The organism is Roseovarius sp. MBR-79 (assembly GCF_053628555.1).
The window spans coordinates 69,314-80,872 of record NZ_JBRJGP010000017.1; the positions used below are offsets into that span (position 1 = coordinate 69,314).

Sequence of the window (11,559 nt, forward strand, 5' to 3'; positions counted from 1 at the left end):
GCCTATAATTGTTTCGCAGTCGCAGGGAATCGTTCAGCACTAACCAAAAGCTCGGTTATGGCGACGAAGAACGAAACGGACGTTAATCATGAAAATTATCATCGTGATAAGGCCGGTGTTTAGCGGCGACAAAATTCCTCCCGAGACCCACCCGCCCATTGTCATCCCCATGAAAACTAGTGCTAAAAACTTGCTGGGCATGGCGCATTTACCCTCGATTTTCTTGGCTATGAAAACCAAGGAATAGGCCATCGCTGCCGGAACAACAATAAGGCCTGGAATATAGAAATTATAGTAAACAGAGGTTGCAAGAGATGGGGCCGAATTACCACGAAGAGAACCCCAAAGCACCGAGAAAAGCTCGTTTCCAATTGAGCTAGGCTTGGCAAAAGGACTAATTCCAATAATATCCTGAATCCAGTCACTTCCCCAGACAAAGCCGCGCGTATCAAGGTAATTAAACGTGAGAAGATTTCCAGTTTGATTGAGCAGGAGCACACGCTCCAAGATATGGGAAAACGCCTTGGTATAGCCGGCATCAGACCTACCTTGCAAATCTGACAAAAAGCCAAATATAGCAATGAAGATGAACAGCACTAATGCTAGACGCACAATTACTCGCGAACTCACTGAAACGCCTTTGAGTATTGTGTAGGCAAACGCAAAAAAAAGAAAAGCAAACGCAAGAGGGAATCTTTGACCCGTTCCAGTCATTAACAAGACCAAAACAGGAAACGTAGTTACTGCGAAAATAATTCTGAAACGCTTGTCGAGATTAAGAAAAATTACTGCCGCAGTCACAGGCATTAGAATATTCTTGAACTGATTAACGTAACCAGCCCCACCGTCAAGGGTGGCGTAATAAGAAAGTCGCGCGCCGGCAATGTCATCCGTGAAGGCAATTTTCGAGTAAATTAACCCACCCTGAGCCACATAATAAAGTATTGTTATTATGATCGAAACAAAAAATATAAACACACTCCACGACATACGATGGCGTGGTTCGGGTATCATGATAGGGGCGCTAAAAGGCTTACAATGATATAAAACCTTAAATAGAAGGCAGAATGAAAGAAAGGTCAAAAAGAACGCCTGATGGATAACGAGAAACTTGAGCTCTAGATCGTTTGACAGATTAACAAGAAATAGGATTGGCATATAAAACATGGCCTGCAAAAGTGCTGATAAAAATATAATGGATCTCCCTCCAGCAACCTTAAATACCGCTGCAAGAAAAACAAGATCAACTAGCGTGAATAATATTGTCAGCATATCAATATCCACAAACCCTATTTATCACCGCCAGCCGACAATATAACGCCAGAGCTTGTTTCTCGCTTTGTAAGCCAACTGGTATCGAAAGACAAGCGCGCGGAGTTTCTCGGTCATTGAGACGCCCTTGACGGTAAGAACATCGAGAAGGGTTCCATTGGCGCGCGCCTCCTCAAGGTCTAGTTTTGATTTTATGCGGCTTTTGGAGTCATCGGAAATGGCCGCTTCGTATTTTTCGAGAAACACTTCCGCAACCCGCTCGCGTTTCGAATATCCGGAAACGGCAGTCTTGAAATCACCGCGACTAGCCGATGTGTTTTCAGAATGAATTCGATACAGCAAGGACACGCCGGGACTGTCCACCAGCGTTGCGCCAAGATGCTCTGCACAAAGCCGAATCCACGTGTCCTCATTCGGAAGGGAATCCGGAACGTCGAACGCTTTATCCGCGAAGGCTCGGGACATGATGATGACACCGCCCGAAAAATAACCGCGTTTGTGTTTCGGAATCATCAGCCCGTCAAAATGCGGATCTTGAGAAAAGCTCTTGAGGTGACCGCGGGCCACGGCAAGGTCGTGAAGGGCATCAACCCCCTCCATGCACCCAAAGCGCTTTTCAAGAGAGTCGGGCGGCAAGAGATCGTCACCGGCGAGCAATACGATAAAGCGGCCGCTCGAGTTATTATATGCATGCTTGAGGGCTGCAAGCTTGCCCTTGGTCGGGTTCTCCAAAACCATCGTTCTGGAATCGGCATGCCGTTTTGCAATCGCATAGGTGTCGTCGGAAGATTGGTCGTCAACAATGATATGCTCGAAATCCGCCATGGATTGCGACTGCACGGACGCCATGCAATCGAGGATATGACTTTCCTCGTTATAGGCGGGCGTCAATACGCTGATTGCGGGTCTTTTTTCGTCCCGTTCGGACGTGTCCCGCTCTTGTTCGGTCATGATCTTGGCTCCTGCCGTCACGGTCATTTTTTGCCAGTTACGTTGGTGCTATGAATTTTGTCCTGCCCGCGACCATCCATCGTTGATCGCACGGCGATAACGTAAACCACACCAATATAGATACCATAAAACACCGCTCCCGACAGGGCATAGACTTCGCTGATCCATCCCGCCGCCAGCGCCCCCGCCAGCGCGACGGCCCCGATCCGAAGCGCCGCGCCGATGAATTGCAGCGCCATCGCCACGCGCAGATGGCCGGTGACATGCAGCACGGTCGAGACCGGCGAGGCGGTGAACTGAAGGATATGCCACGGTGTCATCCACAGCACGATCTCCCCCGCCCGCGCCCATTCGGCACCGAAGATCGGACCGAACACATAAGGTGCCAGCAGCCCGAGCGGGACAAGCACCGCCGCCCCCAACGCGAAGAGCGTCAGCGCCGTGCGCCGTGTGAAGGCCGTCAGCGTGCCGTCGCGCAGCCGTGCCGGCGCCTCGGCGATGAAGACCTGCGCGACCGACTGCCCCACCAGGGCCATGGGCATCGCCATCACCTGCATCGCCAACGCCAGATAGCCCGCCTCGGGCCCAAGGGCGATTGCGGCGATCACGATCACCGGCACCTGCATCCCGGCGGAATTGGCCAGCGCCTCGGGCACGGACCAGATGGGAAAGCGCCGATACGCGACCAGCGCCCGCCACATCGCCCCCGGCGACACCGCCGCCAGCGCGCCGCGATCGTTGCGCAGCAGGTCGCGCACCAGCCCGACGATCCCCAGCCCGCTATAGATCATGTGCCCCAGCAGCAATCCGAAGGGCGCGATCCCGGCAAAGCCAAGCCCCAGTTGCGTTCCCGCCCCACCGACCGCGCGGGCCACCCGCGTGCGCGCCACCAGCCCGAAGCGGCGCTTGCGCGACGCCCAGTATTGCAAGGCCTGATAAGCGGCCGCCAGCAGGATCCCGAGCGGGATCATCCACAAAAGCGGCAGCATCCCCGGTTGCCCGATCACCCCCGCCACAAGGTCCGGCACGAAGATCACCGGCACGCTCAGCACGATCCCGAATACAGCAGCGGCAAGCAGCGACAGGGCGAGCAGGTTCGCGGCCTCGCCATCCTCGGCCGGCAATGTGATGGCCATGTTCAGCCGCAGGCTGGCGATCACTGTCACAAGCGACAGAACGGCCATGTAAATCGCAAGCAGCTCGAAATCCGCCGGCGAGTACAGCCGCGTCACCAAAGGCAGCGACAGTGCCAGAATGGCCCGCGCGCCGATGGTGCCACCAGTCAGCACACCGACGCTCCGCGCGAACGATCCGACAGGCAAAAGACGAGAGACGGTCTGTCGCATCAGCCGCTCACCGCCCGCGCGACCGCCTCTGCCACATGTTGCATGGTCGCCGTCTCCATGTACGGATGCATCGGCAGGCTCATCACGTCTTGCGCCGCACGGTCGCCCTTGGGCAAATGAACCGTTGCATCGGCCACCGCCGGTTGCCGATTGAGCGGCAAGGGATAGTGAACCGCTGTCGGGATGCCCGCCTCTTTCAGTGCCGCCTGCACCGTGTCGCGGTGCGCCACCCGGACGGTGTATTGCGCCCAGGCGCTCTGGCAGTCGTCGGCAATCTGCGGGGTGGGCAGGCCCAGCGGGGCTAGGGCCGCATCATAGGCCTCGGCCAGGCGCTGGCGCGCGGCGATCTCGTCGTCGAGGATGGCAAGCTTGGGCAGCAGGATCGCGGCCTGCACCGTATCAAGGCGCGAGTTCACGCCGACGCGGATATGGTGATAGCGGCGGTCCTGCCCGTGCCGGGCGATCTGGCGGATGATCCTGGCCAGATCAGCATCCGAGGTGAACACCGCCCCGCCATCGCCGTAACAGCCCAGGGGCTTGGACGGAAAGAAGCTGGTGCAGCCGATGGTCGACAGGTTGCAGGATTTGCGGCCCCGGTAGCTGGCGCCAAAGCTTTGCGCGCCATCCTCGATGACCGGGATGCCATGGCGCGCGGCGATGGCGTTGATCGCGTCGAAATCGGCGGGTTGACCATAGAGCGACACCGGGATGATCGCCCTGGTGCGCGGGGTGATCGCGGCCTCGAGCAGGGCCGGGTCCATGTTGTAGCTGGCCGGGTCGATATCGACATAGACCACCTTGGCCCCCATCAGAACGGCGGCCTCGGCGGTGGCGATATAGCTGAAGCCCGGCGTGATCACCTCATCGCCGGACCCCACGCCAAGCGCCATGAGCGCGATCTGCAACGCATCGGTGCCATTGGCAACGCTGATGCAATGGGCCACGCCGGTATAGGCGGCCAGCCGCTCCTCCAGCTCTGCCACCTCGGGGCCGAGGATGTATTGCCCATGCGCCAGAACGCGGGCAATACCCGCCTCGATCTCGGCACGAAGCCGGTCCTGTTGGGCGGCGAGGTCGATAAAGGGGATCATATCATTCATCGATTTCATCCGCTGCAAGAGACTTTATAAAATGAAGCCATTTACGATGAGGGACCGCAAAATTTCCAGTTACGACTGTATCATCCGCAACGTCTCTGGTTACAACTGACCCCAACGAAACCTTGGAATTTTTTCCTATCTTAATTCCATTTGTCAAACAAGCGTTGGGTCCGATATAGGAACCCTCGCCCAACTCGCACCGACCTGAAATTTCAGCACAAGCAACAACTGTGGAATTTTTTCCTAAAATCACATCGTGAGCGATATGAATCAAAACGTCCACCATTGCGTTTTCCTGTAAAAGCGTAAAGCCGCCAAAAGTGGCTCGAACCAGTGTGCATTTAGCAAGAACAGTTGCGCCACGCTCCAGCCAAACGCCTCCGGCCTGCTTTAGTATTCGCCGCGGATTGGCCCCTTCAAAAATCTCAAAGGCGTCTAATCCCACAACGACGCCAACTCCAACATGCGCGCCTTCTTCCAAAATCGAACGCTCAAGAATTAAACTAAACGGACCAACAACTGCACCTGGGCCGATCCTGACATCGGACTCGGCAATAACTGCGCTTGGGTGAATTTGAGCGGTTGGGTGAATCTCTGTATCAAAACTCTTCCATAGAAATCCGTCAATGTCGCAAAGTCGTTCATGAATATGAAGAGAAGTGGTCACCGGGTCTTCAGCCACTAACAATCCCATATTTTTCGGAACTAGAGAAGCATTTTCAGGCCGCGTTATTATTCCAGCAATATCACTATACGCTAGAGCGCTCTTCACATGCTCCGGCTTCAGTGCAGGAACCACCCTACGATTTAGATTTGAAGGAATCTTGCCGATGTAAGAAAAATCCACATCACGTATCAATTGTGAATTTAATTCGTCAATAACTGAGCCTAGATTAATAGTGTTACCGGTGAACATTTATTCCTCCCACAAACGGATGCGCCAGATCGCCCGCAGGGGCCAGCGGCGCGTTGCGGATCGTGGCGACGGTTTCGATCGCCACCCGGTTTTCCTCGACACCAAAGCCGCGCCCGGCCAACACCTCTTCGTAGATGCGGGTGTGCAATTCGGTGAAGCCGTCGGAAAACTCGATCGCCTCCCCATCGGCGCGCACCGCGCGGAAGGTGCGTTTGCCCTTGGCGCGTTCCGCCTCCGGCACATCGTTCACATCAAGCGACAGGAACCAGCGCACGCGCGCGTGCTCGTATTCCAGATATCCGGCCGCCTTGGTGGGGGTGTTGAGGTGAACGATATTTTCCTGCACGGCCCCGTAGACGAAATGCAGCATGTCATAGAAATGCACGCCGATATTCGTGGCGATCCCGCCGGATTTCTCGGTGAGCCCCTTCCAGCTTTTCAGATACCAGTTCCCGCGCGAGGTGATGTAGGTCAGATCGACATCGACCTTGTGACCCGCGGGCATGGCCGCGACCCGGTCGCGCAAGGCGATGATCGCCGGGTGCAGGCGCAGTTGCAGGATGGTGTTGATCTTGCGCCCCGTGTCGGCCTCAAGCGCCTTGAGCCCGTCGATATCGCCGGGGTTGAGGACAAGGGGTTTCTCGCAGATCGCATCGGCACCTGCGCGCAGCGCATAGCGCATATGGGCGTCGTGCAGGTAGTTGGGCGAGGCAATCGCGACATAGTCAAGCCCGCGACCGGCGCGCCGCTCGGCATCGACATGGGCGTCGAATTGCTCGAACTCGGTGAAGAACTGCGCGTCGGGGAAATGGCTGTCCAGAATGCCGACGGAATCGTTGATATCCATCGCCGCAACCAGATCGTTCCCGGTATCCTTGATGGCCTTCATGTGGCGCGGTGCGATGTAGCCGGCGGCACCGATAAGGGCGAATCTTTTCATCGGTTCAGGCCTTCACGATGTTGTCTGCCGCGTCGCGATAAACGCCCCGGCTGTCGATGACAAGGTTGGCATGGGTGCGGATCAGGTCGTAGTCGAACCTGGCATGATCGGTCGCCAGAACGACGGCATCGAAACCCGCCAGCGTGTCTGCGGTCAGCGGCACGCTCGAGAGGTCAAAGTGATGTTCGCGCATCTTCGGGAATACCGGCACATGCGGATCCGAGTAGGCAACCTCCGCCCCTGCCGCGCGGACAAGCTCCATGATCTCGACCGACGGGCTTTCGCGCATGTCGTCGACGTTCTTCTTGTAGGCAATGCCAAGCACAAGAATGCGGCTGCCGTTCAGGGCCTTGCGGCGGTCGTTCAGGCCCTTGGTCAACTTGCCCAGAACATATTCGGGCATCGACTTGTTGATCTCGCCCGCCAGTTCGATGAACCGGGTGTGCAGCCCGAATTCGCGCGCCTTCCATGTCAGGTAGAACGGGTCGATGGGGATACAGTGCCCCCCCAGACCGGGACCCGGATAATAGGCCGTGAACCCGAAGGGTTTTGTCGCCGCGGCGTCGATCACCTCGAAAATGTCGATCCCCATGCGGTCGGCCACCACCTTCATCTCGTTCACCAGGCCGATGTTGACCGAGCGATGGATGTTTTCCAGCAGCTTGGTCATTTCCGCAGCGCGGGTCGAGCTGACCGGCACCACATGATCAATGACGCCCGTATAAAGCGCCTGACCCACTGCAAGACAGCCCGGTGTATGCCCGCCGACCACCTTGGGAATGGTCTGGGTGTTGAAATGCGCGTTGCCGGGGTCTTCGCGTTCGGGCGAATAGACGACGAACACATCCTTGCCGACGGTGAACCCCCTGGCCTCGACGCGGGTCACGATCTCTTCCTCGGTGGTGCCCGGATAGGTGGTGCTTTCCAGCGAAATCACCTGACCATCGCGCAGATAGGGTAGCAGGCTCTCGAGCGTATCAATGACAAAGCTCAGGTCAGGCTCGCGATATTTGTTCAGCGGCGTGGGCACGCAGATGATCAGCGCATCCGCCTCGGACGCCCGCGCCATGTCGGACGTGGCCTCCATGCCGCCCGCCACGGCGCGCGCGATGGCCGCATCGTCAATATGCTCGATCGTGGAATGTCCGGCGTTCAGCCCGGCAACCTTTTCGGGATCAATGTCAAAGCCAAGAACGCGAAACCCGGACTCTGAATAGCGCAGCGCAAGCGGCTGCCCGACATAGCCCATGCCGACGATACCGATGGTCGCCTCGCGCGCCTCAAGCCGGGCGACCAGGGTCTGAATGGAAGCTTGTTTCAATTCAATTGTATCAGTCACGTCACTCTCCAACTGCATGATAAGTTCTATACCACTCCACAAACTGCGCCACGCCATCGGCCATGGGCGTTTCGGGGCGGTAGCCCGTCAATCGCTTGAGCAGCGTGCAATCGGCCCATGTCGCGGGCACGTCGCCGGTTTGCATCGGCATCATGTTGCACACCGCCTTGCGCCCGCAGGCGGCTTCAATCGCGGCGATGAAATCCATCAGGCGCACCTTTTCGGAATTGCCGATATTGACCACGCGGAACGGCGCGGCAACCGATAGGCTGTCGTCCTCAACGGCCGTCTCCGGCCCGCCCGGCACCGCGTCGATCAACCCGCGGATACCGCGCACCAGATCGTCGACATAGGTGAAATCGCGCCACATCTCGCCGTGGTTATAGACGTCGATGGGCCGCCCTTCGAGAATGGCGCGCGTGAAGGAGTAATAGGCCATATCGGGCCGCCCCCAGGGGCCATAGACCGTGAAGAAACGGAACATCGTCACCGGCAGCCCGTGGATGTGCGCCCAAGCATGGCCCATCGCCTCGCCCGCCTTTTTGGTGGCGGCATAGATGGTGAGCGGCGTGTCAACCTTCTGCCGCTCCTCGAAGGGCATCTCCTCATTGGCACCATAAACCGACGAGGTCGAGGCCATCAGCAGATGCCGCACTTGCGCCACCCGCGCCGCCTCCATCACATTGAAGGTGCCGACGATATTGGCGTCGATATAGGCGCGCGGATTTTCCAGGCTGTAGCGCACCCCCGCCTGCGCGGCGAGATGCACGATGACATCGGGCGCGAACCCCGCCACCGCCGCCGAGACCGCGGCGTCATCCTCCAGCATCGCCTCGGTGGCGGAAAAAGCGGGGCTTTCGCGCAGCATGGCATGGCGGCGCTCTTTCAGGCGGACATCGTAGTAATCCGTCATGCCGTCGAAACCGGCCACCGCGTGCCCCTCGGCCAGCAACAGCCGGGCAAGGTGAAAGCCGATGAAGCCAGCGGTTCCGGTGACAAAGATCCGCATCAGCGCCCGACCCCCACATAGGCCTCGAACCCCGCGCGTTTCGCGTCCCTGGCGGAATAGATGTTGCGCAGGTCGGCCATGCGCGGGTGGGCCATCTTCTTTGCCAGCCGCTTGAGATCGAGCGCGCGAAACTCGTTCCACTCGGTCAGGATCACCACCAGATCGGCATTCTGCGCCGCCTTGTAGGGGTCCTCGCTCCAGTGCACGCCGGGCAAGAGCGCCTCGCCCTCGCGCCGCCCTTGCGGGTCGACCACGCGCACCTTGGCCCCGCCGCCCACCAGCGCGGGCACGATGGTCAGGCTGGGCGCGTCGCGCATGTCGTCGGTATTGGGCTTGAAGGTCACGCCCAGAATCGCCACCACCTTGCCGTTGAAACTGCCCTCGCAGAGATCGCGCAGCTTTTCGATCATGCGCAGCTTGACGCCGTCGTTGACGCGCATCACCGTCTCGACAATGGTTTGCGGTACGGCATGTTCCTGCCCGATCCGCGCCAGCGCCGTTGTGTCCTTGGGAAAGCACGAGCCGCCATAGCCGGGACCCGCATGCAGGAACTTGCTGCCGATCCGCCCGTCAAGACCGATGCCGCGCGCCACTTCCTTCACATCCGCGCCGACCCGCTCACAGAGCGCCGCCACCTCGTTGATGAAGCTGATCTTGGTGGCGAGAAACGCGTTGGCGGCGTATTTGATCATCTCTGCCGATTCAAGATCGGTGGTCAGGATCGGGAAATCACGCAGGTAGAGCGGGCGGTAGATATCGGCCATCACCTCTGCCGCGCGTTCGGTCTGGATGCCGACAACCACGCGGTCGGGTTTCATGAAATCCTCGATCGCCGCACCTTCGCGCAGGAATTCGGGGTTCGAGGCCACGTCGAATTCAGCCGTCGGGTTGGCCTTGGCCACCGCCTGCTTGACGCGCCGGTTGGTGCCCACGGGAACGGTCGATTTCGTCACGATCACCGCGTAACCGGTCAGCGCCTGCGCCACCTCCTCGGCGGCGGCCATGACATAGCTCAGATCCGCGTGCCCGTCACCGCGCCGCGTGGGCGTGCCCACGGCGATGAACACCGCCTCGGCCCCGTCCACCGCGCGCGCCAGATCGGTGGTAAAGGAAAGCCGCCCGGCCTCGACGTTCTTCGCCATCAGCGCATCAAGCCCCGGCTCGTAGATCGGCACCTCGCCGCGCTCCAGACGGGCGATCTTGTCCGGCATCTTGTCGACGCAGATCACGTCATGCCCGAAATCGGAAAAACACACCCCCGAGACAAGCCCCACATAGCCCGTGCCGATCATCGCGATCTTCATGAGCGGCTCTCCTGCGCGTCATCTGCGTCGATTTCGCGCTGAACCGCCTCGATCTCCGCCTTCAGCGCCTCGTATTCGGCCATCTTTCGCGCAAGAAACGCCCGGGTCAGCCGCGCCTTTTCGGCGATGCCCTTGGCTGTCAACACATAGGCGTAGCGCCGCTTGTCCTCGGCGGCCCTGAAATTTCCAAGTTTGATCAGCCCCTTGTCCAGCAGGCCGTTCAGCACATAATGCATGCCGCCCGTGCTCACCCCCACGGCCTTCGCCAGCTCGCGCTGCGACATTTCCGGGTTGTCCTGGAGAAGGCGCAGGATCCGCACCTGGGCATCCTCACGCATCTTGTCGCGCTGGGTGGTCATTGCCTTTGGTCTTTCTCGCAGGTTACCGCTCAAGGATTGCCTTCAGGGTACCTCGGGACAGGTCGGCTCGACGTTTGAAACAGAATCAACATAATCGCTCAAGAATGAGCGATACACGCTATTCACTGCCCGTGCAACCGACGTTTTGATATTTCAGGGATTGCGGCGCATTCGGTCTTCAATTCCAACCGAAACGGGCGCTACCGCGGCAATGCGAAACGATACCGTGTTGCACATTGTCGTGCGTAACGCACCGAACGCGCCGATGCAATCCGCATTTTCTGCAGATGCGAAGCTGCGATTTTCGGAGCAGCGCGGCATGCCAACATCGAGGCAGCGCACGCCGCTCCGTGACACCACGCCCAGAGCGTCTCTGCCCTACTCTGCCGCGGGGACGTCGGTGACTTCAGTTGCATCCTCAGCTTTCGCATCCGCACGTCCCTGGCTGGCCGCGTTGCTGGCTCCTTCCCGGGCCTCCCGGCTCATGGCCTCTTCCATGCTGGTGGTGTTGATCACCAGTTCGAACTGCTCGAGGATCTCGGACGCGTGGCGGTCGAGCCAGGAGCGCACTGCGGCGTTGGCCACAAGCTTCGTCAGGTAGCCCTTGGCGACGACAAGATTCAGCAGCTCCGAGCCATAGCTTTTTTCGGCATCCTTGTACTTTTCCTGCACGTTGTTCATTTCGCGCTCGAGCTTGACAATCTGTTCCAGCGGATCGCCCTTGGGCTCCTCGGGCTTTGGCGGGGTGTAATCGGTGCGCTGTTCCGGCGGCGTCGCTCTCAGGAGCGCATCGGCATGCCGGCCTCCTCCCGCTCGAGCCGCGCCCGCGCCTCAACCAGCACCGCGGTCCAGGCGGCGCTGTCATGGCGTTCGCGCAGGACGGCGATGATCGTGTCCTTCAGGCGCTCGCGCCGGCGGCGGCCGCCCTTGTCAACGGCGGAGTAAAATTCGGCCATTGTGGCGGAGCAAAAGTCGGCCAGTTTGGGGCGAGCGCCTTGGAGCGTGCGGCCCTCATATAGCAAG

Annotated in this window: 12 protein-coding genes; all 12 read right to left on the reverse strand. The window is 59.0% G+C overall.

All coding sequences use genetic code 11. The features are described from left to right. Positions 1-39: 39 nt before the first annotated feature. On the reverse strand, positions 40-1,272 hold the full coding sequence (locus ACSSV8_RS16000) for a hypothetical protein (protein ID WP_454283115.1): 1,233 nt from the start codon (positions 1,270-1,272) through the stop codon (positions 40-42). A gap of 24 nt (positions 1,273-1,296) precedes the next feature. Continuing rightward, positions 1,297-2,223: a glycosyltransferase family 2 protein gene (locus ACSSV8_RS16005; RefSeq protein ID WP_454283116.1), complete on the reverse strand. Its 927-nt coding sequence runs from the start codon at positions 2,221-2,223 to the stop codon at positions 1,297-1,299. A gap of 23 nt (positions 2,224-2,246) precedes the next feature. Next, a complete protein-coding gene (locus tag ACSSV8_RS16010) occupies positions 2,247-3,569 on the reverse strand; it encodes a lipopolysaccharide biosynthesis protein (protein WP_454283117.1) in 1,323 nt (440 codons plus the stop codon). Next, complete coding sequence (locus ACSSV8_RS16015; RefSeq protein WP_454283118.1) at positions 3,569-4,669, reverse strand: DegT/DnrJ/EryC1/StrS family aminotransferase; 1,101 nt, start codon at positions 4,667-4,669, stop codon at positions 3,569-3,571. The genes ACSSV8_RS16010 and ACSSV8_RS16015 overlap by 1 nt, the downstream gene beginning before the upstream one ends. Further along, on the reverse strand, positions 4,662-5,585 hold the full coding sequence (locus ACSSV8_RS16020; protein ID WP_354540254.1) for an LbetaH domain-containing protein: 924 nt from the start codon (positions 5,583-5,585) through the stop codon (positions 4,662-4,664). Before ACSSV8_RS16020 ends, ACSSV8_RS16015 begins: the two co-directional genes overlap by 8 nt. After that, the gene (locus ACSSV8_RS16025) at positions 5,572-6,525 is read right to left on the reverse strand and encodes a Gfo/Idh/MocA family protein (RefSeq protein WP_454283119.1); all 954 of its coding nucleotides are present in this window, start codon (positions 6,523-6,525) and stop codon (positions 5,572-5,574) included. Before ACSSV8_RS16025 ends, ACSSV8_RS16020 begins: the two co-directional genes overlap by 14 nt. Positions 6,526-6,529: 4 nt before the next feature. Then, positions 6,530-7,831 carry a nucleotide sugar dehydrogenase gene (locus ACSSV8_RS16030; RefSeq protein WP_454283123.1) on the reverse strand — a complete coding sequence of 434 codons (1,302 nt, stop codon included), beginning with the start codon at positions 7,829-7,831 and terminating at the stop codon, positions 6,530-6,532. A 34-nt stretch (positions 7,832-7,865) separates the two neighbouring features. Beyond that, entirely contained in the window at positions 7,866-8,876 is a 1,011-nt protein-coding gene (locus ACSSV8_RS16035) for an NAD-dependent epimerase/dehydratase family protein (protein WP_454283124.1), read from the reverse strand. After that, complete coding sequence (locus tag ACSSV8_RS16040) at positions 8,873-10,177, reverse strand: UDP-glucose dehydrogenase family protein (RefSeq protein ID WP_454283120.1); 1,305 nt, start codon at positions 10,175-10,177, stop codon at positions 8,873-8,875. Before ACSSV8_RS16040 ends, ACSSV8_RS16035 begins: the two co-directional genes overlap by 4 nt. Further along, positions 10,174-10,536: a MarR family EPS-associated transcriptional regulator gene (locus ACSSV8_RS16045; protein WP_354540257.1), complete on the reverse strand. Its 363-nt coding sequence runs from the start codon at positions 10,534-10,536 to the stop codon at positions 10,174-10,176. The genes ACSSV8_RS16040 and ACSSV8_RS16045 overlap by 4 nt, the downstream gene beginning before the upstream one ends. Before the next feature lie 378 nt (positions 10,537-10,914). Beyond that, on the reverse strand, positions 10,915-11,319 hold the full coding sequence (locus ACSSV8_RS16050; protein WP_354540272.1) for a plasmid partitioning protein RepB C-terminal domain-containing protein: 405 nt from the start codon (positions 11,317-11,319) through the stop codon (positions 10,915-10,917). Next, on the reverse strand, positions 11,316-11,559 hold a 244-nt coding region (locus tag ACSSV8_RS16055; RefSeq protein ID WP_454283121.1), incomplete at its 5' end, for a hypothetical protein. The genes ACSSV8_RS16055 and ACSSV8_RS16050, both read right to left, overlap by 4 nt.